Raw genomic sequence first — 26,971 nt, forward strand, 5'->3', positions numbered from 1 at the left:
AACGTCTCCCTTGGGAGACGTTTTTTATTTATCACAGCCCGAAGACTGCGGCAGCAATACCCGATTTGGCTCGTCGCAGCAACTCGCCCTACTGCCTGCGGCAGGGCTCAGACACTCTGCGCCGACAAAATCGGGTTTCCTGCCTCATCGCAGTTTTATCTGTGCTTTACAAATTCTGCTCAAATAACTTATAAATCCGGCGGTATTCATCCAGCCAGCTGCTGGGCTGACGAAAGCCATGCGGCTCTACCGGGTAAATCGCCGTTTCAAAATTAATATTTTCCTGCTCAATCAAACGCTGTACCAACCGCACTACATCCTGGAAGAACACATTGTCATCTACCATAGGTGCATTGATCAGCAATGGTTTTTTCAGGCCCTGGCTAAAGTAAATCGGCGAGCTGCGCTCATAAGCAATAGGGTCAATCGCCGGAGTGTTAAGGATGTTCGACGTATAAGCATGGTTATAGTAGGCCCAATCACTTACCGGTCGCAGCGCCGCACCAGCCTGAAATAAATCCGGCCGGGTAAACAACGCCATAAAGGTCATAAAGCCACCGTAAGAGCCGCCGTAAGTACCAATACGGTTACGGTCAACATTGGCATTAGCCACCAGCCAATCTACGCCATCGGCTAAATCTTCAATTTCCGGCGTACCCATGCGCCGGTAAATGGCGGTACGCCAATCACGGCCATAACCTTTAGAGGCGCGATAATCCATATCCATCACCACATAGCCTTGTTGTGCCAGTAAGTTGTGGAACAAAAACTCGCGGAAATAGCCCGACCAGCCTAAATCGCTGTTTTGCAGATAACCGGCGCCATGGTTAAAGATAACGGCACGGCGTTTTTCGCCCTGCTGATAATCTGCCGGGTAATACACTTTAGAAAATACCGGCTGCTCTCCATGGCTGGATGGCACCGCAACAACCTGCGGAGCAACCAGCGGCAACTGTTTAAACTGCGCTGAAATAGTATCGGTAAGGCGTGTTATAGCGCTGCCCGGCCAGGCATCGGCCAGATATAACTCGTTTGGCAGTAAGTTAGTGGAGAAATTTAACAGCAGCTTTTGCTCATCCGGCGACAGCGTAAAATCAGTGTTGCCGCCCAATTGCGTCAGCTGTTCGGTCTTACCATCGGCCAGCACGGCGCGGTATACCTCGTAGTTACCCGGGTGCGCTACGTTGGCTTTAAAATAAATAAATTGATCATCACTGCTCAGCACCGGATCGCTTACTTCAAAAGTGCCACTGGTCAGCTTTTTAGCTTTACCTTTTACCGGTTTAACATACAAATGCGAGTAACCGCTCTCTTCTGACAGGTAATACAGGCTATCGCTGTTATTTAACCAGCCGTAGTCATTAAAGGCATAGTTAACCCAGGCGGTGTCGTGCAGCCGGTGCTGCGGTACCAGGGTTTTCTTTGCTAAGTCTACCGTCGCTATCCAGCGGTCTTTATTGTCCAGCGCCTTTAACATCAACGCCACCTGGTCGCCGGAGCTGTGCCAGCGCATAGCACTCTGGCTCCAGTACCAGTCGGTCATCAGGCCAATATCGCGGATCACTTTGGCCGACTTGTATTTTTCGCCGCGCGCTTTGGCATTCTCGGCTTTTACCTCTGCCAGCACATCTTCGTTATAACCCGGTAAACTGGTGTAACTCAGCTCTGCACGGCTGCCATCCTGCAGGTTCAACAATAAAATACGCTGTGGTTGTGGTGTTACATCATGTACCCGTGCCCGCACCGGCTCAGCCGCAATATCACCGTTGGCGGTAATATAGTTCGGCATAATGTCTTTGTCGTTACGCTTGGTAGCCTTGCGTACCGCGACCATTAAATAGTTGGCTTTAGGCGACAAACTGGCAGCTACCACCTGCATATCTTTACCTAAATAAAATGCCGTTGGTGCCAGGCTGGCATTTTGCTGTTGTAATTGCTGCTTAGCCTGATACCGCTGCTGTGCGGTGTTTTGCTGCAATGCAACAAATTCAATCAGCTTATGCTGCTCTTGTGCCAGATAACCGCCCGGGATGGCCGGAGCTTTGGGTTTATCGGCCAGTTTCAGGCTGGCAAGCTCTGTACGCGTGCCGCCGGTTATATCCTGCGCATAAAAGGTCCAGCCTTCGCGGTAGGCCAGCCGGCCATCAAGCAAAAACTGCGGCGCACTTTGTACAGCATTGTCACGGGTCAGTTGCGTAACGGCAGCCGCGCCCGAATCGTTATTCATGGTGCGAACAAACACATCGCCTTCAAAGATCCACGCCTGCAGGCTGCGATCTTTGTTATATACCGCTTGAGCGCTGCCGGTTTCATGCAAGTTAGCCAGCGCTACAGCAGTGCCGTTATCTATGCTGCCATTTGCCCCGCTATCAATTGCTGCAACAGGTTTGACATACCAGTCACGCAGTTCACTGCCCTCGCGCTTACGCTGGTAGTACACCCGGCTGCTGTCTGCACTCCAGTGCGCACTTTCCGGCTGGCGGCCAAGCCAGTCCGGGTCTGCCATAATTTGTTCCATGGTCAGCTGAATACTGTTATCAGCCTGATGCACAGCAGGCACACTGATGCTGGTGGTAGTATAGGTTTGCGGTTCGGCTTTTTTTGCCTGCAGTGGGCCGGCCAGCACCAGGCTGCACACTGCCACAGCCAGCACAGAATGACGGGTCATGTTCATAGCAAGATTCTTATAGTGATAAAAGACGCCCTGTTATACAAAGCCCGGCGCTTTAACGCAACACAGCAGTGCAATAATGCGGCTGACAGCAGAGCAGATAAGATTAAGCGGCATAAAAAAACCGGCCCAAACCGGGCCGGCTAAAAAACAGCGTGAATAACAGGTATTCGAACAGCTGTGGAGAAGTTAAGCCGCTATATTAGCGCTGATCTGCGCTAAACGCGCGCTGGCTGCGGTAAGTGCCGCCTGCTGTGCGTCAGTTCCCATATTCAGTCCTTCGGCATAAACAAAGTGTAGATCTTTTAAGCCGACAAAGTTAAAGAAGGTCTGTAAAAACGGCGTTTGGCTGTCCAGGCCGGTACCCTGATACACACCGCCGCGGGTTGCGAAAATCACCACTGGTTTATCATCCAGCAAGCCTACAGGGCCCTGCTCGGTATATTTAAAAGTGATGCCGGCGCGGGCAACGCGATCCAGCAGAGCTTTTAACTGCGATGGTACGCCAAAGTTGTACATCGGCACACCGACAATAATCACGTCAGCCGCTTTAATACGCTCAATAATATCGTCTGAGATGGCGGCCAGCTGCTGCTGAGTGCTGCTGCGCTGCTCCGCCGGTGTCATCCAGGCGGCCATCTCTGCCATCTCCAGGTGTGGTATCGGGGTGGCGTTTAAATCCAGCGTATCCAGTTTAAAACCGCCTTGCGGTAACTGTGCAATAAATTGCTGCGCTAACTGAGCTGAATGGCCTTTATCACCGTTTATAGAACTGTTAATTACTAAAATCTGTTTCATCATCATCTCCTGCTTTTCAGTTAGCTTTATAATAAAGTAATTTTTTAGGATGAAAATCAGATTAAAACGCACATATCTTTCTATTTTTTAATTTATTAAATAACCAATCCACTGCCTGTGGCAGAGCGTAAATAAAGCACAATGCAGCATTCACGTCGTTGAGCGACCTAATCGGGAACATGAAACATGTTGAAGTCAGTCAGCGTACCAAGGCATGATAGAGGACTTAAACCTCTTACGGATACTCCGGCCGCTATGACAGAGCAACAAAGCAGCAATACGCAATGGGAAGACGCTCTGACCTTTGTCGCCTTGCAACGCGACAAAAGCGCCTATGCTGATTTGTTCAGTTACTTTGCGCCACGGCTGAAAGCCTTTGGCATGAAAATGTTTGGTAATGAACAGCAGGCATTGGAAATGGTGCAGGACACCATGCTGAATGTATGGAAAAAAGCCGCCTTATTTGATGCATCGCGCGGCTGCGCTTCCACCTGGATTTTTACCATAGCGCGTAACGTACGTTTTGATATGTTGCGCAAAAAGCAAAGCCGCAAAGACGATATCAGTGCCGACGATTTATGGCTCAACGGTGAATACCCCGAGCCGGAGTCTGACAGTGATGCCGGGCAATGGGACAATCAATTGCTGACAGAAAAACTGGCGCCACACTTTAACCGCTTGCCACCTTCGCAGCGTGAAGTAATGGAAAAAGTTTACCTGCAGGAAAAAACACATCAGGAAGTATCAGACGAGCTGGCCATTCCACTGGGCACGGTAAAGTCACGTATCCGCCTGGCGCTGGACAGATTAAGAGAGGCATTAGATGGCGCACGCAATTAAATATCACCCGGGCATGTCATTGCTGGAACAATATGCCGAAGGCACTTTAACGGCCGATGTGGCGCTGGCGGTTGCTGCCCATATAGATTTGTGCCCGCATTGCCAGCGTTTAAGCCACGATATTACCGTTGACCTGGCAGCACAACTGGAAAAACAACCGGTGAAAACCGGTACTGACGACTGGAGCGACATGCTGGCGGCTATTACGGCCCAGCCGCAGCAAGCCAAACCCCGTCCCGCTATGCCGGCAGCCCCGCAGCCTATAGTGGTGAATCAACGTGAATTTTTGCTGCCCCGTGCCCTGCAACGCCTTGCGGCTAATCATGGTAAATGGCTGCATTTAGGCGGTATTGCCACAGCAAAACTGCCGGCCGGTGCAGAGCATCATGTGTCGCTGCTTTACATCAGCAAAGATACGGAAGTGCCGCAGCATACCCATCTGGGTTTGGAAATGACGCTGGTGCTGGCCGGTAAAATTGTCGATGAAAACGGCGAGTACTGCGCCGGCGATTTACTGATTAATTCGCCCGATGATACGCACACGCCGCGTACTTTGGCGGACGAGGACTGTTTATGTTTGTCGGTACTGAGCGCCCCGCTGCAGTTTAAAAAAGGCCTGACGCGATTACTCAACCCTTTGCAACAGTTCTTTTACTGAGCAACATTGTTTTACTTAGCAGGAAGTACTTCACGCCGGCATTTGCCGGCGTATTTTTACGGTATTACGTTGTCAGTTACTTTAGCAGCGCTGTACCGCCTTTAAGATTAAACACCTTGCTAAAACCCATCCGGCCCAGCACTTTACAGGCCACCAAACTGCGGTTACCGGAGCGGCACACCAGCAACAGCGGTTGTGCCGGTTGCAATAACTGATTGAGCAAAGCATCGGCCAGTTTAGACAGCGGAATTTCCAATACCGGATAAGGCTGCGCCAGGTACTGTGTTAATGCACCGGCGCTTTGTTCGTGCGGCTCGCGCACATCTACGATATGTAACTGCGGCCACTGTTGCATAAAAGCTGCCAGTTGCTCCGGCGCTATAACATCGGTGGCATCAGATAAACTCACTGCCACCAAGCCGCACAGATGCTGATGTTGCTGCTGTAACGTAATCGCCTGCTGCTGCAGTTGTGGTTGCCAATCACTGTCGGCGCGGTTTTGCAGCAAGGCCTGCAACAAGGGTTGTTCTTGTTGCGCCAATGTCAGATGAGTAAAAAAGCGCTGGGCATAATCATGGCTGGACAAGATCAGCGTATCGGCATTGATATTAGCCGCCAACAAGCGAATGCTGCCGGCCAGAGCGGCTATATCACCACCGGCTAAATCGGTACGGCCAACCCCGCCCGGCAGCAATACATCGCCGCTAAACACCGCGACTAATTGCTGTTGCCGCTGTAGCAAAATGCTTACCGCCTCCGGCGTATGGCCGGGCGTTGCCAGCTTTGTCAGCCGGTATTGGCCACAAGCCACAGCCTCGCTGTGCTGTGGCCAGCCCAACACATCACAAGGTGTTTGGCCGCAAGGGTTACCCAGCAACACCAACAGCTCCTGTCGCGCCGATACATGGTCGCGATGCAAATGCGTATCCAGCACGGCTTTAAGCGCTAAGCCCTGGCCCTGAATAATATTGGCAATACGGCCGGCCAGTGGCAATACCGGGTCAATGACCACCGCTTCACGGCTGTGCGGGCAAATCAGCACATAGCTGCACAATGCTTCGTGCTTTAATTGCAACAAACCGCGGGCATGAATTTCCAGCGTGGGCGTAGCATCGGTTAACACCAAACAGTGCTTTGACACCACAGCAGCCAGTGCACGGATGGCCTCACAGGCCTGGTGGCATTCTGCCGCTGTCATCGCCGGGCCAAAAGACAGCCGGATAGCGCCCTGCGAGCGCCAGCTCTCCAACCCCATTGCATCCAGCACAAAGCTGCTGGGCACTTTAGAGCTGCAGGCCGAGCCGGAGCTGACACGAATACCGGCGGCGTCAAATAAGTCCATAATATCTTTGCTGTAAAAGCCGGGCACCGAGAAGTTAATCGTAGTGGGCACCACATGCGGCACATCGCTGTTCAGCACCAAGCCCGGAAATACCTGCGTTAACGCCGCCAGCAAGTCATGCCGGTATTGCCACAATACCTCTTCGCGCTGAAACGCCGAACCGGTGGTTTTGGCCAGTTCAGTAAACACCGCATGTAGCGCCGCTATGCCCGGCAGGTTTTCTGTGCCGGAGCGCAAGCCGCTTTCCTGGCCGCCACCGGCAATAAACGGCTGATAAGGCGCGTTTTTACGCACATATAAAAACCCCACGCCTTTGGGTGCATACAGTTTATGCCCGCTGAAAGGCGCGTAATCAATGCTGGTGGTAGCAATATGCAATGCCATTTTGCCCAGCGCCTGTACGCAATCTACCATCCAGTATACGTGCGGGTTAACACTGCGGATCAGCTGCTCCAGCGCCCATAAATCCTGCTTCACGCCGGTTTCATTGTTCGCGGCCATGGTGCAAATCATTGCCGCCTGTGGCAGGGCCGTTTTGATAAAGTTGTAATCGAGTTGGCCATGCTGATCCACCGGAATAGCCTGCACCGTGGCGTTAAGCTGCAACACCTTGTTCCAGTGTTTCAGGCTTTCGGGTACGGCTTTGTGCTCTGTAGCACCATATAACAGCAGGGTATCCGCGCCGCTAAGGCCGCGTTCACGCGCGGCTAATAACGCCGACACAATAGAGGTTTGAATACCTTCGGTAGCACCGGAGGTAAACACTATATCACCGGTGTCGGCGCCGATAAGCTGCCGGGCCAGCGCGCGCGTGCGTTCCAGTTCAGCCTTGGCTTTAATACCGGTTGCATGGCTGCTGCTGGGATTACCAAAACCGCGCTGCATAGTATGCATGGCGGCCTCTGCCGCTACCGGTAACACCGGGGTAGTAGCATTATTATCGAGGTAAATTTCGCGATGCGACTGGCTGGACATTACCGGCTCCCGTTATAACTCAAAAGAATATCTTATTCCTCGCAATAATAACCGGCAATACGACTAAGCTCAAGGCCGCGGCGCCTTGCTCAACGACCGGAAACAACAAACCGCCCGAAGGCGGTTTGTTTACAGCAGGTTATTCAACCAAATCTTTCGGAATTTGCGGCCGTAACTCTGACCACACCAAACCACTTTCTTTACCGTACTTACGCACCGCCAATACCACTTCGTCAAACTTGCCGTTCTCAGCATAGAGTTTAATCTGGTGATAATACTTACGCGCCAATTCACGCGCCTTAGGGTGCGAGAAGTAAAACCGTGCAATCTTGTTATACAAACCACGAAAGCCGTTTAAAATCAGCACATAAATGCGATTTTCTGAGTAACGTGCCAGTTCATGGTTCAGGTTGTAATCAAACTCGGCAAAAGCTTCCGGCGTATCTTCCAGCGCTTCTGCCCCGGCAAACAGCTCGATCACCTGGGGTGAATGGTTTTTTATCGCACCGCGAATATAAATGGCGCTGATATTAGTACGGGCCGACAATAAATCATCTACCAGTTTCGGCATTTGATCTTCATCCAACCGCGCCAGGGTTTCCAGAATATTTAAACCCGAGGTTTCCCAAAAGTTGTTCACTTTGGTTGGTTTACCGTGCTGAATAGTCAGCCAGCCATCACGGGCCAAACGCTGTAATACTTCACGCAAGGTGGTGCGGGTAACACCGATTAACTCAGACAGTTCGCGCTCTGCAGGCAAAATAGACCCTGGGGCAAATTTACCGTTCCAGATAGAGTCAACTATATACTCTTCAGCAAACCCGGCAGGGCTTTGCGCTTTAATCAGATTAGTCATGCGGATCTGTCCGTCTTCTTGGTCAAAAAAATTTGGACTGATTGTACCAGAGCGCTGCCAGTTAACAAGTCACCGCCCTAAAATAGCGCTGCCGCTCAGCCCGATTGTACATTAACAGCAAATGCCGTAGATTAACGCTGGCAGATAAAAAACTCCCGTCAGAAGGATATAAAATGCTTCAAAGAATCAAACGTTTATCTATGCAGTCTTGGGGTTGGGGCCTGGTGGTACTGTCTTGCCTGGCCTTGCTTGGCACAGCACTGTATTTTCAGTACGGTTTGAATATGCAGCCCTGCATTAAGTGCATCTATGTCCGCACTGCCTTTGCCGGTGTCTTGCTGGCCGGCATTATTGGCTTGCTTACCGCAAAAAATACTCTGCTGCGCACTGTTGCGCTGGCCGGCATGTTGGCGGCAGCAATATTTGGCATCATGCAGGCGCACGAACTGCTTGAGATAGAACAATTGCTGGCTGAAGGCGGTTTTTTCAGTTGTGCCCTCTTTGCTGAGTTTCCGACATGGTTACCGCTGGATAAATGGTTACCGGCGGTGTTTGAGCCTACCGGTAGCTGTGGCGATACCAGTTGGCAGTTTTTTGGTCAAAGTATGGCGTTTTGGAGTGCGGTTGCGCTGTGGGCTTATGCCGTTGTAGCGGCAATACTGTTGCTGTCGCAGTTTGCCCGCATCAGCAATAACCCATATCGGGGCTAATAAACACGAACCGGCTTGCCCACGCCAACGCGCCGTGAACCCATCCATGGGGGCTCGACTCAGGCATCCATGCCTTCAACGGTTGGCTTAGGGCAAGTCGATTCTCATATTAGTTGGTATTCAATACCTATTGGCTAAGATTTGGATAATCGGTATAGCCCTCTGCCCCGCTGGCATAAAACAGCTCTGGTTTAGGCGTATTTAACGGCGCATCTTTGGCAAAACGCTGCACCAAATCCGGGTTAGCAATATAAGGTATACCAAAGGCTACCGCATCCGCCGTGCCCGCGGCCAGCGCCGCCTCAGCAGAGGCTTTAGTGAATTTTTCATTGGCAATATACACCCCACCAAACTGCTGCTTCAGTTGCGGGCCCAGGCTATCGTCACCCCGGGCTTCACGGGCACAAATAAAAGCAATACCGCGCTTACCCAGTTGCTGCGCCACATAGCCAAAGGTATCGGCACGGTGCGAGTCGCCCATAGTGTGCGCATCGGCGCGCGGTGCTAAATGCATACCTACACGGCCGGCGCCCCAAACCGATACCACCGCATCAGTGACTTCCAGCATTAAGCGGGCACGGTTTTCAATGCTGCCACCGTAGTTGTCGGTACGTTTATTAGTGCTGTCCTGCAAAAACTGGTCAAGCAAATAGCCATTAGCGCCGTGAATTTCCACACCGTCAAAACCGGCCTTTTTCGCATTCTCTGCGCCCAAACGGTAGGCTTCGACAATACCGGCAATTTCGTCGCTTTCCAGCGCGCGCGGCGTAACATAGGCTTTTTTCGGCCGCATTAAACTAACGTGGCCCTCTGCCGCTATAGCACTGGGCGCCACCGGCAGCTGGCCATCTAAATAATGCGGATCGGAGATGCGGCCCACATGCCACAGCTGCAGCATAATGCGGCCACCGGCCTGGTGCACCGCAGCCGTTATTTTGCGCCAGCCGGCCACTTGCTCGTCAGACCAAATACCCGGCGTATCGGGGTAACCCACGCCCATCGGGGTTACCGAGGTAGCCTCGGTTAAAATAAGCCCGGCACCGGCGCGTTGGGTGTAATACTCCACCATTAAATCATTAGGCACCCTGCCCGCACTGGCCCTGCAGCGGGTTAACGGCGCCATAATAATGCGGTTGGCTAACTGTAAATCACCAATTTGAATAGGATCGAATAAGGTTGGCATAGTGTTGTCCTGTGCGTTAATAAAAGAAGGCGTTAAAGCTCGTGGCTTATCTGCGATAAAAATTGGCCGATAAGCTCATCATTACGTTTAAAAAAATGCCACTGCCCCACTTTTTGGCTGCTTATCACACCGGCACGCTGCAAGGTAGCCAAATGCGCCGATACCGTACTTTGCGACAAGCCGGTTTGCCGCTCTATTTTGCCGGCGCAAACACCCAGGCTAAGCGGATGCTCCTGATCAGCAAAATACTGCTCCGGCGTTTTCAGCCAGTGCAAAATGTCACGCCGCACCGGATGCGCCAGCGCCTTAATAATGTCGTCCAGCTGTTTTGGGGTCAGTGTCATTTGTCATTCATCGTTAAATTTAAATATCGCGATAGAACGATATATAGGGTTAATGCAACGGCATTTCAAGGGCGGGGTTTAAAGTAAATCGGGATTTGTAAAACGCCAATAATCATTCCAGTTGCTCAAATCCAGCCTGGTTATTAAGTGTGCTGAAAAACGAGCTTTGTCAGCGTAGTGACAACATCTGCAGATATTGGTAATCACTTCATAGGCTGACGAATAATGGTCTTCCAGTTAGCCGGATCAGCCCGTCGAATATCACTCAGGTATACTTCATGGTGTTTGCCGGTAAGGCCAGAGTGCTGAACAATATATTGATGAACCCGCTGTATGGTAGGTCCTTCTTCGCTAAAAGGACCTATATGAAGTATCTGGCTGCAGCGCCCTTCAGTAAAATGTTCTAACCTGAGGTCATTCACTGCCGGCAGCGACTTCTTTCGCTTAACCTCTGCTATGGCCGCGTCAATGACTGCTGCCCCGACAAAATCGGGCTGCATAATCATCATTGTCCACTGCCACTTCGACCTGTCGTTGCTGATAAAAGAGGACATATCATCTGACCACCAAAGCCCTTCGAGTGGCATCACTGCGTAGTCCACGCCTTGCGCATTCTTTTTCATCATAAACTTAGCCGTATAAGAAACTGAGAATAAAGCTTCCACAGCATCAGCGTAAGCTTGAGACCCGTTGGGATCACCTTGGCCATCGATCATCAGAAACTGAAACGTAGGAACCTCAACCTGAACTACTTCCTTCGCGGATGGTTTGTAGAGATGCTTTAACTCCTTTTTGAGGTCAATTTTTAGCACGGTTTCCTCCGATTATGGCATACGTTGTTTCAACAAACAGTTGCGAATTGGAACTCGAAATTCTTGATGCTGGCAGCAGGAGCTAAGCCGCCCTCGCCTATGCCGTTATCTTCCGCTGGCTGTACTGTGGCTCTAAATCATGCAGCAAGTAGCGGCCAAACTGCAGGTCTTTTACTTCACTGAGGCAGTCTTCGCTCAAATCAGCGTAGCATCCTGCCACCCTGTTTATAAAAATGCCCTTTAACCAAGCAATAACCTTATAAATTATGAACTTATAAAACCGAGCGGGGTATTGTCAAACGGAATATGGCATTGCGCCGAATAACGGCTAGTGCAATGCTTACCCTTGGCGTTTTTCCATTAAAAAGTTCGTCAGTACCACGCCGCGCACTTCTTTTTGTTGCTGCCTTAGCACCTCAAAACCGTAGTGTTGAAAAAACGGCTTAGCGGTAATACTGACATCGGCATAGAAGCGTTTTACGCCGTAGCGTTTGCCGGTTTTTAACAGGTGTTTCATTAAGGCTTTGCCCACACCCTTGCCCTGATACGCCTGGTGGCAAAAGAAAAAGTCGATATAGCCATCACTTTGCACATCGGCAAAGCCGACAATCTCATTATTGTGCAGAGCAACAACAGGCTCGCTTTGCGCCAGGCGTGCCGCCCAAACATTGGCGTCGTAACGCTGTGGCGCCCAGGCATCGCGCTGCTCTGACGTGTAATCGCGCTGATTGACATTGTGCACAGTGTTGTAAAACAGCTCGCGCAGCAGCGGCTCTTCGCCTGGTTGATAAGAACGGATCTGGTACATAGTTCACCTGTTATTGCCGGCTACGCTACATGCTTACTGCACAGTATGTTATGCCGGATGTTTTGCACAACTATAAAACAATAAAGCCCTGCAATGCAGGGCTTTAGTTAACTTAGCAGCTGCTGTTACAGGATAGCTAACAGTTCTACGTCGAAAATCAGTGCACTGAACGGCGCTATAGCGTTACCGGCACCGCGCTCGCCGTAGGCCAGGTTGTGCGGAATATATAAACGTAACTTAGCACCCGGTGACATCAGCTGCAGCGCTTCTGTCCAGCCGGCGATAACACCTGATACCGGGAATTCTGCCGGCTCGCCGCGCTGATAAGAGCTGTCAAACACAGTGCCGTCAATTAAGGTACCGTGATAGTGCGTACGCACGGTTGAGTCGCGTGATGGTTTTTCACCTTCAGCGGCAACCAGCACTTCGTACTGCAGGCCTGATGCGGTTACGGTAACTTCAGCACGCTTAGCGTTTTCTGCCAGGAAGGCTTCGCCGGCACCGGCTAATAATTCGGCTTTTTCAGCCTGCTCGGCTTGCATGCGCTCGCTGATCACGCCAAAGGCTGCACGGATTTGCTCGTCGGTTACCGCAGGCTCTTGTTCGGTATAGGCCGCGATAACACCGGCAGCAACGGCATCAATATCTAAACCGTCAAACGGGTTGTCGGCCAGTTGCTGGCCCATTTGTAAACCAATACCATAGCTGGCGTGCTGTTCAAGCGTTGTGTATTTATCTGACATGAGTTCCACTTATGCTGACGAAGCGAATGGTGTTGCGTTCCCCATCGCTTCTGGTTAAAAGTGCGCTTATGCTAGCGCAAAAACGCGCGAATGTCTTGCCAACTCAGGCGGCCAGTTGCTGCACCCGCAACCAGATGGCATTAACGTGTTGCTGATCTTGCTCGCCCAGCTCACCATTTTCAATGGCTTGCGTCAGGGTGCAGTTAACCTGTGCGACCACATCGGCGGCGGTAAACGGCTCAGCGGCAACTTCCAAAGTGCCGACGGCTAAATCGAAATGGCCGCGTAAATAGCCCGAAGCGAACAATTCATCATCGGTGGCTACCGGCACTAAGGCATCAAATAAGCCGGCCACGGCGTCGATAAAGCTGTCCGGTACTGATACTGCTGTCATATTATTCCTCGTCGTCATAACCTAAACGGTACATTACGTAGTCGTTGTAGCCGGTGACTATATTGATTAACCCGGTAAGTTGTTTATCCAGCGCGCTGTCGCCGGTGTCGGCCAGTAACGGCCGGCCGTTCAGTTGTTGCAGTTTGGCTTTGCCGGCCAGCAATATAATGTTGTCGCGGCCCACCGCACGGATCACCGCCGGCGATAACTGCTGATTACCGCGGCCAAACACATGGCCCTGGCCGCCAATTAAGGTGATCACCAATTTGCTGGGGTAACCCTGTACCAATTCAAGCAATTGCGCGGCGGTAACATCTTTGGCAATCAGTTGGCCGTTTTCGACCACATCTACGCCCAGCAGGGTGTTATCCAGCCCCAGCTCACTCATCACCGCCGCCACGGTAGAGCCGGAGCCCATTACGTAGCGCACGTTGTCTTCCATTTGTACGGCAACATAAGCGGCTAAATCGGCCAGTACCAGCTCTTCTGACTCGCGCCCGGCCATTTTTACGCTTTGCACATAACGCAATTGCGCCGGAATGCGCATTTCACCAAAGCGGCGCGCTTTAACCACACCGTCGCGAAATGCCTGTTCGTCGATATCCATTACCGCCGCTTCTGCCAGCGACACCAGCTCACCGGCTATTAACTTCGCTACCAGCTTACCGGCCGCCTGCGGCGATATAGCATACACACCGGAGTGAATTTTTACCCCGGCAGGAATACCCAGCACTGTTGTTTGCTCACCTACCACGGCGCAGATATTACGCGCTGTGCCATCACCACCGGCAAACAGCAGTAAATCAACGCCATGCTCTGCCAACAGTTTGGCAGCGGTTTCGGTATCTTGTGGCGTAGAGGGGGTGGTCGCGGCCCGGTACAGCAGCTGATGCTGCAAGCCTAGCTGGGCACAGACAGTCTCGCCCATATCACCGGCTACGGTAAACACTTCAAACTGCCCGCGCTGCGCCAGCAATTCTGTCAGCGCCGTTTGGGCACGGTTCATGGCTTGGGGCGTAGCGCCCAGCGCCAGGGCTTGTTCAGCCTGGCCATCGGAGCCTTTTAAACCCACGCTGCCACCCAGGCCGGCCAGCGGGTTAATGATCAACCCAAGCCGGAACAGATTTGCCATACTGCCATTCCTTACCGCAAAAATGGCCGCTATTGTAATGCCTTCCCCCGGGCTTTCCCAGCCCTGCAACTGCCTCGCGGTAAGAAACTGCGTTAAAGCGGCGGTATTTCAACCACAAAATTGCATAAGCTTCACCTGTCAGCTTTACTGATTAACATAACCGGTAAAACAGTTTTTCTATCAGAGGTAAAGCGATGTTATTGAATTCCCTAAGATTTAAACTAACTGCCGGGGTAGCGCTATTAATCGCCATCAGTATCGGCAGTATGACACTGATAGGCTGGTACTCGATGAGCAGCTCCAGCGAGTCTGCGGTTAACAATGTGCGCCAGTCGCTGGGACAAACAGCGCAAACTATTTTAGCGGCAGAAGCCCGCATTACCGCGCTGGAAACGGCCGCCCTGCTGAACCGTAACTACGATGTGGCTAAAAACCTCGCCAGCCTGATGGCCAATACCGCCCACGGCAGTGGCCAAACACCTTACAACCGTGAGCAGGTGCAGGCATTAGCCGGCCATTTGCTGCAAGCCAATCCCGGCATATCTTCTATTTACACCCAATACGAAGTAAACGGCTATGATAACCGCGACAGCGAATTTGATGCTGCCAATCCGCATAGCTCAAAAGACGGTACCCTGGAGGTGTATTGGATCCGTGAAGCCTCAGGCCTGAAGTTTATTCAAACAGAAGACCCGGGCATTAAGTATCTGGATAAGCGCAACGAGCTGGGCTTGCGCGAAGCCGAATGGTACCTGTGCAGCCGCGATACGCTTAAACCCTGCCTGATGGAGCCCTACATCTTTGAAATTGAGCCTGGCAACAGTGCGCTGCTTACCTCGCTGGTGTATCCGGTAGTAAGCAATGGCCGGTTTCGCGGTGTAGCCGGGGTAGATATGAACCTGCCGGTGCTGCAGCAGGGCCTGATGCAGCAAGCCGGCACCTTGTATAACGGCAAAGCCGAACTGTACCTGTTAACCGGCCGCGGCATGCTACTGGCCAGCAACCGTTTTGCCGATAGAATCGGCAGCGCCATGCCTGCACTGGATAATGCGTTATATCAGCGTTTGCAGCAAGCCGGCAGCGATGTATTTGAATTTGAACAACAGCTGATAATAAAAAGCCCGATCCGTATCGAGGCTTCCGGCTCAGAGTGGTTTAGTGTCATAGCCGTGCCCAAAGCACTGGCACTGCAAGCGGCCGACGAGTTGTCGGCGCAACTGGCCGCAGATGGTCGCAGTACCACCCTGACTATGGTTGGCTTTGGCGTGCTGTTGCTGCTGGCAGTGATGGCACTGCTGGCCATTTGGCTAAATGCCGCCACGCGGCCCATCGGCAGTATGAGCAAACTGATGCACCAACTGGCCGGCGCCGAGGGCGATCTAACCGTGCAGCTCTCTGCCAACAGCCACAGTGAACTGAATTTGATGGCCGACGGTTTTAATGCCTTTGCCGCCAAACTGCGCGACATGATCCGCTCGTTAAAAGGCGCTTCCGGCGAGTTACAACAACAAAGCCGGCAGCTGGTTAATACTATTGATCAAACCAGCCAGTCGACGACCGTACAAGCCAGCGAAATTCAAAATGTGGTAACAGCCATGCACCAGATGAGCGCCACCGCCAATGAAGTAGCCAACCTGGCCAGCAGCACCGCCAGCGGTGCCCAGGAGTCGATAGCGGCACTGGATGAAGCCAACCGCCTGTTGCAAAACACCGTGGAGGAATTTAAAGGCGTAGCACGGGACTTTGACAGCAGCAGCCAGAAAGTGGCGGCCGTTGCCAGCAGCAGCCAGGAAATTAACCAGATCACTGAAGTGATCCAGGCCATTGCCGAGCAAACCAATTTACTGGCATTAAATGCCGCCATAGAAGCCGCCCGTGCCGGCGAGCAAGGCCGCGGTTTTGCGGTGGTAGCAGACGAAGTACGTTCGCTGGCAGCCCGCACCCACAGTTCAACCGATCAAATTAAAAAGCTGATTGACGGCCTGCAACGTCAGGTGAAGGACACCGTGGCGCAAATCAGTGTCAGTACCGCCAGCGTAGATAAAACCGTAACCGAAGCCGAAGTCGCCTACGACAAGCTATCACACGCTACGGCCGGTATGTCGACCATCGCCGATAATGCTTTTCAGGTGGCAGCCGCGGCAGAGCAACAAAACCAGGTTAGTGAAGAAATTAACCGTAATATCACCGCCATTGGTGACGCCACACGCGAGTTGGAAACCCTGGCGCAGCAAAACCTGCAGATCAGCAATGCTATTGACACGGTTACCGCCCGTATCGATGGTCAGTTAAGCAAACTACGCTGTGACTAAGCCATTACTGCGACTAAACCACAGAGGAGCCGGCAATGCATAAATTTATTCTGTCATTATTACTGCTAAGCGGTAATGCAGTGGCCGACAGCAGCTGGAGCTTTACCCTGACCGGGGCCAGCAACTATTTGTTTAACGGCGTTAGCCAAACCGATAAAAACCCGGCATTGCAACCCGGCATAAACTGGGACGCCGGTAACGGCTTTTATGCCGGCAGTTGGGCATCAAACGTTGATTTTGGTGAAGGTACCAAACTGGAATGGGATGCCTATATCGGCTACTACACAGAACTGGCAAACGGCCTGGGTATTGATGCCGGTTTTGCCCAATATACCTACCATGGTATGAGCGACAGCGACAAACTAAACTTCCCCGAGCTGTATTTAAAGCTGGCCTACGCTGGTTTTAACCTTAACCTGTGGTACAGCTACGATTACTTCGGTTTCGGCGGCGGCCACTATGTCATTATGCTGAACAAAACCATAACGCTCAGTGATAATTGGTCGTTGTTATTAGGTGTAGACCGCTCTACCTCAACCGATACCGACAAATACAACTGGGAAGGCGACAGCAGCTTTGAACACTGGCAACTAATGTTGCAAACACAGTACCGCGGTTTGGATATCGCCTTTGGCTATCATGATACCAGCCTGAAACAGCGCTGGGGCGATGCGGCATTACTGCTTAGCGTCAGTAAAACCTTCAACTGGTAAGGCTATACCGGCCGTTTAAGGCCCGGCAAAGTCAGTGCCAGCAAGGTTGCCGCCAGCGCCAGCAGCGCGGCAATGCTGAAAGTTAAGGCCGCGCCGTCGCCGTTTTGCCATAACACACCGGAAAAATATGCGCCAATGGCACCGCCACCGCCAAAGATCACCCCGGCGTACATGGCCTGGCCGCGGCTGCGTAGTTTTTTCGGGAAAAACTGCTGAATAAACTGCATGGCACAGCTGTGGGCAATAGCAAAACTGCCGGCGTGCAGCAACATGCTGAAACACAGCAGCCAGACATTATCGGCCACTGTAGCCAGCAGGTACCAACGCAGCACGGTTAAGCCGTAGCACACCGTTAACAGTGTGCGGTAGCTGCGGTTGCGCATTAAGCTGCCGGCAAAATAAAACGCCACGATTTCGGCGGCTACTGCCAGGCCGATAAACAACCCGGTTTGCGTGCCGCTGTAACCCAGATCACGGCTGTACAGGGTAAAAAAGCCATAAAACGGCGCGAAGCTCATTTGCAATAATAAAGCCGCCAGCATAAAGCGCAGCAATACGCTGTTTTTAATCAACTTACTAAACGACACTGTTTCACTGCTCAGTTCAGCGCTTACTGTTACCTTGGGCAGTAAAAATAAACTGGCTAACAACAACAGTAAAAACAGCAGCGCCGATAACGGCAAAAATTCGCTGCCATAGCGCTCAAACAGCCAGCCACCGAGCATAACCAATACAATATAACCGACACTGCCGGCAGTGCGTATGCGGCCGTAGGCTTGGGTATCGTCATTTAAAAACGCGAATGCCGACACTTCTAGCTGCGGCAAAATGGCGGTCCAGAAAAAACTGAACAAGGCAAAACCATAAAGCAGCGGCCAGAAGCCGTAATCGGCAAAGCTGCTTAACCAGCCAATAGCCGCCAGCAGCGCGCCAACACGCATTACCGTAAGCGGCTTACCGCTGCGCTCTGCTACCAGAGCCCACACCGAGGGCCCGACAATACGGCTGGCGGTAACAATGGCCAGCAGCAGGCCGATATCGGCCGAGTTTAAGCCGCGGCCATCGAGAAACAAGCCGAAATACGGCACAAAGATGCCCAGCACACCAAAATAAGTGAAATAAGCCAGCACTAAGGCTGGCCGGGCAGAAACACTAAACATAGGGCGGGTTAATCTCTGCTGTTGCGGGCAATATCAGGCGTGCTGACCTGCACATGCATATTTTGCGCGCGGTGGCGCAGGTAATGATCCATTAGTACTATTGCCAGCATGGCTTCAGCAATGGGCACTGCGCGAATACCAACACAGGGATCGTGCCGGCCTTTGGTAACGATATCTATCACTTCGCCGCGGGTATTAATGCTTTTACCCGGGATACTGATACTGGAGGTGGGCTTAAGCGCGATACTGACCAGTAAATCCTGACCGGACGAAATTCCGCCTAACACGCCGCCGGCATGGTTAGCGCTGAAACCCTGCGGCGTTAATTCATCGCGGTGAGTTGAACCGCGCTGTTCCACCACAGCAAAACCGTCGCCGATTTCTACCGCTTTTACCGCGTTAATGCTCATCATGGCATGGGCAATATCGGCGTCCAGCCGGTCAAACACCGGCTCGCCCCAGCCTACCGGCATATTGCTTGCCACCACATTTACCCGCGCACCGACAGAGTCGCCGTCTTTTTTCAGCTGACGCATATACGCATCCAGCGCTTCCAGCTTAGACGGATCCGGGCAGAAAAACGGATTATTATGCACTTCATCCCAGCTGACCAGCTCCGTTTTTACCGGGCCTAACTGGGCTAAATAACCGCGAATTTCAATGCCGCATTGCTCAAACAGGTATTTTTTGGCAATGGCACCGGCGGCTACCCGCACGGCAGTTTCGCGCGCCGATGAGCGGCCACCACCACGGTAATCGCGAATGCCAAATTTATGCCAGTAGGTGTAATCAGCATGGCCCGGGCGAAACTGCTCTTTAATCTCAGAGTAGTCCTGTGAGCGCTGATCGGTGTTTTCAATCAGCAAGCCTATGCTGGCACCGGTAGTGGTATTTTCAAACACCCCGGACAGAATTTTTACCGCATCTTCTTCGCGCCGCGCCGTGGTGTAACGCGACGTGCCGGGTTTACGCCGGTCTAAGTCCAGCTGTAAATCGTCAGCGGTTAAGGCCATGCCGGGCGGGCAACCATCAACAATACCACCAATGGCCGGGCCATGGCTTTCGCCAAAAGTGGTGACTTTAAACAATTGCCCTATGCTGTTACCGGCCATAGCTACTCCTTAATACCTTTAGTCGTTAAATAAATGCTGACAGCTAGTCGTTAAATAAATGCTGACAGCGCTCAAGTTCGGCTTTACTAAGGGCAAAAACGCCCAAACCACCGTGCTCAAATTCCAGCCAGTCAAACGCCACATCCGGGAAATCCTGCTGCAGTTGCAGCATGCTGTTACCTACTTCACATACCAGCACACCACCATCGGTTAAATGGCTTGCCGCTTCGCGTAAAATACGCCGTGTCAGTGCCAGGCCATCGTCGCCGGAGGCTAAGCCCAGCTCAGGCTCGTGGCGATATTCGTCCGGTAAATCGGCCATATCTTCGGCATCCACGTACGGCGGGTTGGTCACGATTAAGTCATACTGCGCGCCGGCCAAGGCGCTGTAGCCGTCTGATAAGATCGGAAATACACGGTGTTCCAGACCATGGCTTTCAATGTTCAGCTGTGCCACTTCCAACGCATCTTCGCTGATATCCACGGCGTCAACTTCGGCGTTTTCAAACGCATAAGCACAGGCAATAGCAATACAGCCGGAGCCGGTGCATAAATCCAGAATATGCTGCGGGGTTTTGCCGCCCAGTTGACGAATAAATTTAGCGCCGATCAGTTCAGCAATAGGCGAGCGCGGCACCAGTACACGCTCATCAACATAAAACGGCAGACCGGCAAAATAGGCCTGATGGGTTAAATAGGCAGCCGGCAGGCGCTGCTCAATGCGCTGTTGCAACAAGCTGATAAAATCCTGCCGCTCGCTGTGGGTTAGCCTTACCGTAAACAATTTTTCATCGGTTAGCGGCGGTAAATGCAGCACATGACACAGTAACGCCGCCGCTTCATCCCACGGGTTATCCGTGCCATGGCCAAGATACACCTGCGCCTGGTTCAGTTTGCTAACAGCAAACCGCAGCCAGTCATGTACAGTAAAGAGTTCAGCGAGGGCATCGCTGATCAGTTGTGGGGTAAACAGATTTTCGCCAGTGTCGGACATGATGGATTTAAGCTCTTTTTGTAATAACCGGTCAGTTTAAGTAGACTTGCGCCATGCAAAAGAAAGTTAGTGTAGCATCAACCGGCATCAGTGCCGAAGACAGCCAGCTGTTTCGCCAGTCGATAACGGGCGCACGGCCTATTGCGCAGGACAAGATACCGCCAGTTGCGCCCCCCCGCAAGAAAAAAAGACGTACAGACGTCTCAAGCAAACAGCTTGATGAAAATTTGTTCTGGTTCTCGGATGAATTCGAAGGTTATCTGCCGCAAGGCAGCAGCCTGAGCTGGGTACAAAGCGGCGACGATCCGCATTTGGCCGGGCGCTTGCGCCGTGGCGAAGTGCAACCGGCAGTGGTGCTGGACTTACACGGTATGACTACTCAAGAGGCGAAAGTTGAATTAGCCGGCTTACTGGCTTATTGCGAAAAGCAGCAATTTAACTGCGCTTGTGTAGTGCATGGTAAAGGCCTGGGCATTTTGGCGAAAAAAGTGCCTAACTGGCTTATTCAGCACCCGAATGTGCGGGCGTTTCATACCGCGCCGAAAAGCTGGGGCAAGCACGGCGCCCTATTGTTATTGCTTAAAACAGCCGGCTGAGGTTAAAAGCTCAGCAGGGCCAACTCTTGCGGTGATAACCGCTCCAGCAAACGGCCGCCCTGCTGTGGCCGGTAGTCGATACACGCCAACTGCGCTGTGCTGAACACCGGCGCCTGGCCAGGCACAGTGAAGGCTTCCACCAGAAAACTTACCAATGGCATATGCGAAACCAACAGCACCCTGGCATCCGGTTTTTCACTGATGCGGGCATCAAAATAAGACTTAAATAAGGCGGCATCGCCGTCCGGCACCAGCTCAGACATAATCTCCAGCTGGCTAAACGGCGCTTGCCTGGCTAACATTAGCTCAGCCGTTTGCCGGGTACGCAAATAGGGACTTACCCATACCTGGTCGAAAGCGGCATAGTGTTGTTGCAGCCACAGCGCCATCTGGTTTACTTCATGCCGGCCTCTGGCGGTAAGCTGACGCTGACTGTCCTGTGCTGACATCGGCTCCGCTTCACCGTGACGCATGATAACGAGATTTACCATTTAATTAACACCATACTGCTCAAGCTTCCCTGTTAACTGATGTGGGCAGATAACATTACGCCGGGTAAAAATTGTGCGCTATGATAATGAAAGTTGCCGCTAAGAGTAACTGCCAATAACGCATAACACATAAGCTGTTTATTACTTATCGCTATGACACTGCTGTTGTCTATCCGCTTAACCATAGCCAAAAAAGGTAATCAGATTGGAAAATAGTCAAATTTTGCAAAGCCCTAACGATCATCGCCACTATCAATATCTGACCCTGGCGAACGGGCTGGCAGTGCTATTAGTACATCAGGCTGACAGTGAAAAAAGTGCTGCGGCCCTGACCGTTAATGTCGGGCACTTTGATGATCCGCTGCCACGCGAGGGTTTAGCCCACTTTTTAGAACATATGCTGTTTTTGGGTTCAGAAAATTACCCGCAAGCCGGCGATTACCAGCAATTTATTAATCACCATGGTGGCAGCCACAATGCCTGGACCGGCACTGAGCACAGCGGTTTTTTCTTTGATATCGACACCGCATTTTTTACCGAAGCGCTGGCCCGGTTTGCCGATATGTTCAGCCGGCCGCTGTTTAGCAGCGATTACGTCGAAAAAGAGCGCCATGCCATTGAAGCGGAATTTTCGCTGAAATTAAAAGACGACGGCCGGCGGATTTATCAGGTACACAAAGAAAGCATTAACCCGGCGCACCCGTTTGCTAAATTTTCGGTCGGCAACCTCAGCACCCTGGCAGATACGGCCGATGGCAGCCTGCAGCAGGCGCTGCAAGATTTTTTTGCCGCACAATACAGTGCCAGCCGCATGACACTGACCCTGGTATCGTCGTTAAGCCTGGCAGAGCAACAGCAGCTGGTATCTGATAATTTTGCTGCCCTGCCGGCGCATTTGCCGGCCAAAACGCCGTTAACCGTGCCGCTGTATTTAGCCGAACACCAGGCCATTCAGCTGAATATTCAACCGCATCGCCATACACAAAAGTTGGTGGTAAGTTTTGCCATGCCGGATATACAGCAATGGTATAAGCATAAACTGATCAGCTTTATTGCCCATCTGCTGGGTGATGAGGGCCCGGGCTCGCTGCTTAGTTACCTGAAGCAACTGGGGCTGGTGAATCAACTCAGTGCCGGCGGCGGTATAGATGGCAGCAACTACAAAGACTTTACCATTGCCTTTGAATTAACCGACAGCGGTCTGCAGCAGCGTGATGTGATTCTACAGGCGTTATTCAGCGCCCTGGCCGGGTTAAAAAGTCAGCCGCTGCCTGAAACCCTGTTTGCCGAGCGGCAAAAATTATTACACTGGGCTTACTTATATCAGGAGCCATCAACGGCGCTGCAAACGGCGAACCATTTGTCGGTAAGTATGCAGCACTACCCGATCCGGGATGTGATTTTCGGCGATTACCGGATGGAGCTGCCGCAAGAGGCCTTGTATCAGCAAATACTGAGCTATTTTGACAGTAACAATATGCGCCTGATGCTGATAGCACCCGAGGTTAAAACTGACCGCGAAGCGCGCTGGTATCACACGCCGTACAGTATAACGCCGCTGCAACCGGCCTTACTGCAGCAGTTGAACGATACCGCGCCACTGCCGCAGATTTACCTGCCGCGACCTAACCCCTACCTGGACGGCGATATTCGTTTATTGTCGACCACTGAGCATATGGCCACCCCACACAAGGTACATGATGATGCCGGCTTAAGTGTCTGGCATAAAGCCGATACCGATTTTGCCAGCCCCAAAGGCCATATTTTTGTCCAGCTGAGCCTGCCGCACAGTATCGGTGATTGCCGGCAACTGGCAGCCACCAGGCTGTGGGTTGAGTTATTTCAGGACAATATTAATCAGCAGTTTTACGCTGCTACCACTATTGGCCTGATGTATAACCTGCATGTACAACGCCAGGGTATCAGTCTGCATACCAGCGGCCTGGCAAGCAACCAACTGCTGTTACTGCAGGAATTACTGCAACAGATGTTGCAGCAGCAGTTTAGTGAGCAGCGCTTTGCTGAGCTGAAGCGCCAGCTAAGCCGGCATTGGCGTAACAGCAGTAAAAACAAGCCGGTCGCGCGGCTGTTCAGCCAACTATCTGCGCTGTTACAACCGCTTAACCCGGAAATTGACCAACTGGCCGATGCGCTGGACCAATTGAGTTTTACGCAATTTATGCAGTTTCATCAGCGCTTGCTGCAACAGGTGCATATTGAAAGCCTGCTGCTGGGTAACTGGTCGGCGGCACATGCAGAGCAACTGACCACAGTGCTGCAGAACTGGCAGGCACAGTTACACAGCACCGGGCCGCAGCTGATTAACCCGGCATTTAAACTGCAGGGGCAAGGCCCGGTATGGCTGCAACTGGATGTGGAACACAGCGACCATGCGCTGGTTATTTATTTGCCGGCTCAGCAAGCGACGCCGCACGACATGGCGCTGTTTATGTTAGCCAATCATGTGTTGTCACCCGAGTATTTCCATCAACTGCGTACCGAGCAGCAGCTGGGCTACCTGGTTGGCACTGGCTATGTGCCGATTAATACGCTGCCGGGTATAGCGTTTTATGTGCAATCGCCGAATGCCGGCTGTGAGCAGCTGTATGAAGCCACGGTAATGTTTTTCCGCAGCTTTCTCGCCGACAGCGAAAACTTAACCGCGACAGAGTTTGCTGAGATAACACAAGGCTTACTGGCGCAATTACATGAACGCGATAACAGCCTGGGTGCCCGCGCTAAGCGTTACTGGTTGGCACTGGGGCAACAGGATTACCACTTTGCCCTGAATGAGCAAATAGCCGAGGCGTTACGCCGGTTAACCCCGCAGCACTTCGTTGCCTTTTTGCAACAACTGCTGCTGCCACACTATGATGCGATTTTTCTCGCCACCGACGGTAAACCACAGCACAGCCATCTGCAGTTCAGCGATGCCGCCAGCCTGAAGCTGCGGCTGCGGCAAACCGAAATTGCTTTTGACAGTACCGATAAAGTTATATAACGTGGTGATTCTTATTGCTCAGTAGCTGTTGTAAGTGACACTAAAACAAAAAATAATAATAATAATCAGCGCTGTAATTTTGGGTATTTTGCCTTTCAGCCTTTACGCTAACGGTTGGAACACTCTGCAGCCTTATGTGCTAACTGCAGTGCTGCTGTGCTCATTTGCCGCCCTGATGCTGGCCCATGTCAGCATTGTAAAAATGCGCCGCTACCAATTACGGCTGGAGCACAGCGAAGAGCGTTTACGCCTGTCGCTGTGGGGCAGCGGCGATGAACTGTGGGACTGGAAAATCAGCAGTGGCGAGTTGTATCGTTCCAGCTCATGGCAAACGCCGTTAGCGCCGGTACCGCAATCGTCCGATTTTCCGCCGAACAAGCAACAGATGCACCCACAGGATTTAGCCCGGGTGTCGCAGTTATTGCAAGATCACCTCGATGGCAAAACCACGCACTTTGAAGCCACTTACCGCTTAAAATCCAGCGACAGCGACTGGACTTGGGTGCTCGATCGCGGCAAAGCCGTGGCCTTTGGCTCCAATGGTAAGCCAAGCCGGATGACAGGTACGTTAAAAAACATTCAGCAACTGAAGCAAACCGAAGAGCAACTGCAACTGTTTGCCCGTTGCTTACAAAACATCTCCGATGCGGTCGTCATTTGCGACACCGACTTCAACATTATTGAAGTAAACCCCGCCTTTAGCAGCCTAACCGGCAAGCAACGGCAGCAAGTATTGCAACAGCGCTTTGAATTGACACTGTACCCGCTTGCTTTTATGCATGAGATTCGCCGCGCTCTGCAGCAGAACGGCAACTGGAGCGGCGAGATCCGCGAACAGCGCCACAATGGCGAAATTTATCAGGCCGGGCTGACCTTCGATCAGATTAAAGACGAGCAAGGTAACGTTAGCCAATATGTTGCCGTACTCTCCGACATTACCGAACGTAAACAACGCGAGGCCGAGCTTAGCCGGCTGGCCAGCAGCGATACCCTGACCGGGCTGCCAAACCGTGCAGTATTTATGCAACAGTTAGCCAAACTGGTACAGAGCAAAACCGAACATGCGCTGCTGGTATTCGATTTAGACAACTTTAAAAAGATTAACGACTCGCTGGGCCATGAACTGGGCGACAGTTTGCTGCTGGCGTTATCACAGCGCCTGAGCAGCTACAGCCGCTACCGCGACAAGCTGTACCGGCTGGGCGGTGATGAATTTGCCGTATTGCTGGACCAAACCAACGATCTGCATTTTATCACCTCACTGGCCAAAGAGCTGTTAAGCCTGATTAATCAGCCAATGCAGGTCAACCAGCACGAGCTGGCCATTACCAGCAGTATCGGCATAGTGTTGTTTCCGGACGACGGCGCCGACCCGCAGGCCCTTCTGCGTAACGCCGACACCGCGATGTATCATGCCAAAAGCCAGGGCGCAAACCGCTATTTGTTTTTTAATGATTCAATGAACAAGCAAGCGGTAAAGCGGCTGCAAATAGAGAACCTGATCCGCCACGGTTTAAAAGAAGATTATTTTGCTGTCTACTATCAGCCAAAAATGGATATCGTCAGTGGCCAGTTGGTCGGGATGGAGGCGCTGGTGCGTTTTATTACGCCAAAAGGCGGCGTGATAAGCCCGGCCATTTTTATTCCGGTGGCAGAAGAAACCGGCCAGATCATTGAGATTGGTGAAGTGGTGCTGCGTAAAGCCTGCCTTGATGTGAAGCGCTGGATAGATCAGGGCTTGTTTCAGGGCCGGGTGGCAGTAAATTTATCGTCACGCCAGTTCAGCCTGCCGTTTTTATGTGAGCAGATAGACGATACCTTACAGCAAACCGAATTGCCGTCCTACCATCTGGAATTGGAAATTACCGAAGGTACCGTTATGCAATCCCCTACCCTGGCGATTGAAACGATGAAAAAACTGCGCGCGCGCGGCATTCATCTGGCAATGGACGACTTTGGCACCGGCTACTCGTCGCTGGCCTATTTAAAGCAATTTCCGCTTAACACGTTAAAAATCGACAAAGCTTTTATTGATGATATGAACACCGCGCGTGGCCGCAATATGGTAGATACCATAGTAACGATTGCACACAACTTAAGCTTGAATGTGGTAGCCGAAGGGGTGGAACAACCGGAGCAACTGGATATGCTGCGTAAGCTGCGCTGCGACGTAATGCAGGGTTACTATTACAGCAAGCCGCTGTCAGGTGCACAATTCCAGCAGTTTTTACTACAGCAGAAACAGCAGCGTACTAAACTGACAGCCGTACCGGCCATACTGTAAGCAACGGCCAAACCGCCATCACCAGCGACAAAAAAGCCCCTG

General features: G+C 52.0%; 23 protein-coding genes. 8 read left to right on the plus strand and 15 right to left on the minus strand.

The features are described from left to right. Nucleotides 1-166: 166 nt before the first annotated feature. Both ACTZWV_RS16610 and ACTZWV_RS16615 read right to left on the minus strand, forming a co-directional pair. Nucleotides 167-2,674: a prolyl oligopeptidase family serine peptidase gene (locus tag ACTZWV_RS16610; protein ID WP_444787610.1), complete on the minus strand. Its 2,508-nt coding sequence runs from the start codon at nucleotides 2,672-2,674 to the stop codon at nucleotides 167-169. 186 nt (nucleotides 2,675-2,860) lie between these two features. Next, the gene (locus ACTZWV_RS16615; protein WP_444787611.1) at nucleotides 2,861-3,469 is read right to left on the minus strand and encodes an FMN-dependent NADH-azoreductase; all 609 of its coding nucleotides are present in this window, start codon (nucleotides 3,467-3,469) and stop codon (nucleotides 2,861-2,863) included. A gap of 255 nt (nucleotides 3,470-3,724) precedes the next feature. Between ACTZWV_RS16615 and ACTZWV_RS16620 the strand changes: the two genes are divergently transcribed. Then, entirely contained in the window at nucleotides 3,725-4,309 is a 585-nt protein-coding gene (locus tag ACTZWV_RS16620; protein ID WP_444787612.1) for a sigma-70 family RNA polymerase sigma factor, read from the plus strand. Continuing rightward, nucleotides 4,293-4,967 (plus strand): ChrR family anti-sigma-E factor, encoded by a 675-nt coding sequence (locus tag ACTZWV_RS16625; protein WP_444787613.1) that lies wholly within the window; start codon nucleotides 4,293-4,295, stop codon nucleotides 4,965-4,967. The genes ACTZWV_RS16620 and ACTZWV_RS16625 overlap by 17 nt, the downstream gene beginning before the upstream one ends. A gap of 76 nt (nucleotides 4,968-5,043) precedes the next feature. Here ACTZWV_RS16625 and ACTZWV_RS16630 read toward each other — a convergent pair whose 3' ends face one another. Further along, on the minus strand, nucleotides 5,044-7,284 hold the full coding sequence (locus ACTZWV_RS16630) for an aminotransferase class V-fold PLP-dependent enzyme (RefSeq protein ID WP_444787614.1): 2,241 nt from the start codon (nucleotides 7,282-7,284) through the stop codon (nucleotides 5,044-5,046). 139 nt (nucleotides 7,285-7,423) lie between these two features. Further along, nucleotides 7,424-8,140, minus strand: a complete 717-nt coding sequence (gene fadR, locus ACTZWV_RS16635; RefSeq protein WP_305551311.1) for a fatty acid metabolism transcriptional regulator FadR — start codon at nucleotides 8,138-8,140, stop codon at nucleotides 7,424-7,426. 173 nt (nucleotides 8,141-8,313) lie between these two features. On the opposite strand from fadR, the gene dsbB reads away from it, so the two are divergent. Then, nucleotides 8,314-8,850: a disulfide bond formation protein DsbB gene (dsbB, locus tag ACTZWV_RS16640; protein ID WP_444787615.1), complete on the plus strand. Its 537-nt coding sequence runs from the start codon at nucleotides 8,314-8,316 to the stop codon at nucleotides 8,848-8,850. 127 nt (nucleotides 8,851-8,977) lie between these two features. Here dsbB and ACTZWV_RS16645 read toward each other — a convergent pair whose 3' ends face one another. From ACTZWV_RS16645 to ACTZWV_RS16675, 7 genes are all read right to left on the minus strand, one after another. Then, the gene (locus ACTZWV_RS16645) at nucleotides 8,978-10,033 is read right to left on the minus strand and encodes an alkene reductase (protein WP_444787616.1); all 1,056 of its coding nucleotides are present in this window, start codon (nucleotides 10,031-10,033) and stop codon (nucleotides 8,978-8,980) included. A 32-nt stretch (nucleotides 10,034-10,065) separates the two neighbouring features. Further along, on the minus strand, nucleotides 10,066-10,377 hold the full coding sequence (locus ACTZWV_RS16650; RefSeq protein WP_444787617.1) for an ArsR/SmtB family transcription factor: 312 nt from the start codon (nucleotides 10,375-10,377) through the stop codon (nucleotides 10,066-10,068). Between the two features lie 203 nt (nucleotides 10,378-10,580). Then, on the minus strand, nucleotides 10,581-11,189 hold the full coding sequence (locus ACTZWV_RS16655; protein ID WP_444787618.1) for a GyrI-like domain-containing protein: 609 nt from the start codon (nucleotides 11,187-11,189) through the stop codon (nucleotides 10,581-10,583). A gap of 340 nt (nucleotides 11,190-11,529) precedes the next feature. Beyond that, on the minus strand, nucleotides 11,530-11,997 hold the full coding sequence (locus tag ACTZWV_RS16660; protein WP_444787619.1) for a GNAT family N-acetyltransferase: 468 nt from the start codon (nucleotides 11,995-11,997) through the stop codon (nucleotides 11,530-11,532). Between the two features lie 125 nt (nucleotides 11,998-12,122). After that, on the minus strand, nucleotides 12,123-12,740 hold the full coding sequence (locus tag ACTZWV_RS16665) for an FKBP-type peptidyl-prolyl cis-trans isomerase (protein ID WP_444787620.1): 618 nt from the start codon (nucleotides 12,738-12,740) through the stop codon (nucleotides 12,123-12,125). Nucleotides 12,741-12,843: 103 nt separating this feature from the next. Then, nucleotides 12,844-13,134: a YfcL family protein gene (locus ACTZWV_RS16670; RefSeq protein ID WP_444787621.1), complete on the minus strand. Its 291-nt coding sequence runs from the start codon at nucleotides 13,132-13,134 to the stop codon at nucleotides 12,844-12,846. Nucleotide 13,135: 1 nt separating this feature from the next. Continuing rightward, nucleotides 13,136-14,266, minus strand: coding sequence for an ATP-NAD kinase family protein (locus ACTZWV_RS16675; RefSeq protein ID WP_444787622.1), 1,131 nt, complete (start codon nucleotides 14,264-14,266; stop codon nucleotides 13,136-13,138). Nucleotides 14,267-14,460: 194 nt separating this feature from the next. Here ACTZWV_RS16675 and ACTZWV_RS16680 point away from each other — a divergent pair, with 194 nt between their 5' ends. Together ACTZWV_RS16680 and ACTZWV_RS16685 are read left to right on the plus strand one after the other, a co-directional pair. Beyond that, nucleotides 14,461-16,578 (plus strand): methyl-accepting chemotaxis protein, encoded by a 2,118-nt coding sequence (locus tag ACTZWV_RS16680; protein WP_444787623.1) that lies wholly within the window; start codon nucleotides 14,461-14,463, stop codon nucleotides 16,576-16,578. A gap of 35 nt (nucleotides 16,579-16,613) precedes the next feature. Then, a complete protein-coding gene (locus ACTZWV_RS16685) occupies nucleotides 16,614-17,291 on the plus strand; it encodes a TorF family putative porin (RefSeq protein ID WP_444787624.1) in 678 nt (225 codons plus the stop codon). A 2-nt stretch (nucleotides 17,292-17,293) separates the two neighbouring features. On the opposite strand, the gene ACTZWV_RS16690 is transcribed toward ACTZWV_RS16685, so the two are convergent. The 3 genes from ACTZWV_RS16690 to prmB are packed head-to-tail and all read right to left on the minus strand — an operon-like array spanning nucleotide 17,294 to nucleotide 20,557. Next, nucleotides 17,294-18,451, minus strand: a complete 1,158-nt coding sequence (locus tag ACTZWV_RS16690; protein ID WP_444787625.1) for an MFS transporter — start codon at nucleotides 18,449-18,451, stop codon at nucleotides 17,294-17,296. Nucleotides 18,452-18,459: 8 nt separating this feature from the next. Next, nucleotides 18,460-19,563, minus strand: coding sequence for a chorismate synthase (gene aroC / locus ACTZWV_RS16695; protein WP_444787626.1), 1,104 nt, complete (start codon nucleotides 19,561-19,563; stop codon nucleotides 18,460-18,462). A gap of 43 nt (nucleotides 19,564-19,606) precedes the next feature. Further along, nucleotides 19,607-20,557 carry a 50S ribosomal protein L3 N(5)-glutamine methyltransferase gene (gene prmB / locus ACTZWV_RS16700; protein ID WP_444787627.1) on the minus strand — a complete coding sequence of 317 codons (951 nt, stop codon included), beginning with the start codon at nucleotides 20,555-20,557 and terminating at the stop codon, nucleotides 19,607-19,609. A gap of 53 nt (nucleotides 20,558-20,610) precedes the next feature. Between prmB and smrB the strand changes: the two genes are divergently transcribed. Continuing rightward, complete coding sequence (gene smrB / locus ACTZWV_RS16705; RefSeq protein WP_444787628.1) at nucleotides 20,611-21,153, plus strand: endonuclease SmrB; 543 nt, start codon at nucleotides 20,611-20,613, stop codon at nucleotides 21,151-21,153. 2 nt (nucleotides 21,154-21,155) lie between these two features. Here smrB and sixA read toward each other — a convergent pair whose 3' ends face one another. Continuing rightward, nucleotides 21,156-21,644: a phosphohistidine phosphatase SixA gene (sixA, locus tag ACTZWV_RS16710; RefSeq protein ID WP_444787629.1), complete on the minus strand. Its 489-nt coding sequence runs from the start codon at nucleotides 21,642-21,644 to the stop codon at nucleotides 21,156-21,158. A 205-nt stretch (nucleotides 21,645-21,849) separates the two neighbouring features. Here sixA and ACTZWV_RS16715 point away from each other — a divergent pair, with 205 nt between their 5' ends. Beyond that, nucleotides 21,850-24,645 (plus strand): insulinase family protein, encoded by a 2,796-nt coding sequence (locus ACTZWV_RS16715; RefSeq protein ID WP_444787630.1) that lies wholly within the window; start codon nucleotides 21,850-21,852, stop codon nucleotides 24,643-24,645. Between the two features lie 136 nt (nucleotides 24,646-24,781). Further along, a complete protein-coding gene (locus tag ACTZWV_RS16720; RefSeq protein WP_444787631.1) occupies nucleotides 24,782-26,929 on the plus strand; it encodes a putative bifunctional diguanylate cyclase/phosphodiesterase in 2,148 nt (715 codons plus the stop codon). Nucleotides 26,930-26,971 lie beyond the last annotated feature (42 nt).

It is taken from the genome of Rheinheimera sp. NSM (assembly GCF_052380015.1).
In the GTDB taxonomy this organism is placed as follows: Bacteria; Pseudomonadota; Gammaproteobacteria; order Enterobacterales; family Alteromonadaceae; genus Alishewanella.

Bases quoted from the DNA above. Each gene is read 5' to 3' on its own strand.
- ACTZWV_RS16610 (WP_444787610.1), bottom strand. From the start codon at position 2,674: ATGAACATGACCCGTCATTCTGTGCTGGCTGTGGCAGTGTGCAGCCTG.
- ACTZWV_RS16615 (WP_444787611.1), bottom strand. From the start codon at position 3,469: ATGAAACAGATTTTAGTAATTAACAGTTCTATAAACGGTGATAAAGGC.
- ACTZWV_RS16620 (WP_444787612.1), top strand. From the start codon at position 3,725: ATGACAGAGCAACAAAGCAGCAATACGCAATGGGAAGACGCTCTGACC.
- ACTZWV_RS16625 (WP_444787613.1), top strand. From the start codon at position 4,293: ATGGCGCACGCAATTAAATATCACCCGGGCATGTCATTGCTGGAACAA.
- ACTZWV_RS16630 (WP_444787614.1), bottom strand. From the start codon at position 7,284: ATGTCCAGCCAGTCGCATCGCGAAATTTACCTCGATAATAATGCTACT.
- fadR (WP_305551311.1), bottom strand. From the start codon at position 8,140: ATGACTAATCTGATTAAAGCGCAAAGCCCTGCCGGGTTTGCTGAAGAG.
- dsbB (WP_444787615.1), top strand. From the start codon at position 8,314: ATGCTTCAAAGAATCAAACGTTTATCTATGCAGTCTTGGGGTTGGGGC.
- ACTZWV_RS16645 (WP_444787616.1), bottom strand. From the start codon at position 10,033: ATGCCAACCTTATTCGATCCTATTCAAATTGGTGATTTACAGTTAGCC.
- ACTZWV_RS16650 (WP_444787617.1), bottom strand. From the start codon at position 10,377: ATGACACTGACCCCAAAACAGCTGGACGACATTATTAAGGCGCTGGCG.
- ACTZWV_RS16660 (WP_444787619.1), bottom strand. From the start codon at position 11,997: ATGTACCAGATCCGTTCTTATCAACCAGGCGAAGAGCCGCTGCTGCGC.
- ACTZWV_RS16665 (WP_444787620.1), bottom strand. From the start codon at position 12,740: ATGTCAGATAAATACACAACGCTTGAACAGCACGCCAGCTATGGTATT.
- ACTZWV_RS16670 (WP_444787621.1), bottom strand. From the start codon at position 13,134: ATGACAGCAGTATCAGTACCGGACAGCTTTATCGACGCCGTGGCCGGC.
- ACTZWV_RS16675 (WP_444787622.1), bottom strand. From the start codon at position 14,266: ATGGCAAATCTGTTCCGGCTTGGGTTGATCATTAACCCGCTGGCCGGC.
- ACTZWV_RS16680 (WP_444787623.1), top strand. From the start codon at position 14,461: ATGTTATTGAATTCCCTAAGATTTAAACTAACTGCCGGGGTAGCGCTA.
- ACTZWV_RS16685 (WP_444787624.1), top strand. From the start codon at position 16,614: ATGCATAAATTTATTCTGTCATTATTACTGCTAAGCGGTAATGCAGTG.
- ACTZWV_RS16690 (WP_444787625.1), bottom strand. From the start codon at position 18,451: ATGTTTAGTGTTTCTGCCCGGCCAGCCTTAGTGCTGGCTTATTTCACT.
- aroC (WP_444787626.1), bottom strand. From the start codon at position 19,563: ATGGCCGGTAACAGCATAGGGCAATTGTTTAAAGTCACCACTTTTGGC.
- prmB (WP_444787627.1), bottom strand. From the start codon at position 20,557: ATGTCCGACACTGGCGAAAATCTGTTTACCCCACAACTGATCAGCGAT.
- smrB (WP_444787628.1), top strand. From the start codon at position 20,611: ATGCAAAAGAAAGTTAGTGTAGCATCAACCGGCATCAGTGCCGAAGAC.
- sixA (WP_444787629.1), bottom strand. From the start codon at position 21,644: ATGGTAAATCTCGTTATCATGCGTCACGGTGAAGCGGAGCCGATGTCA.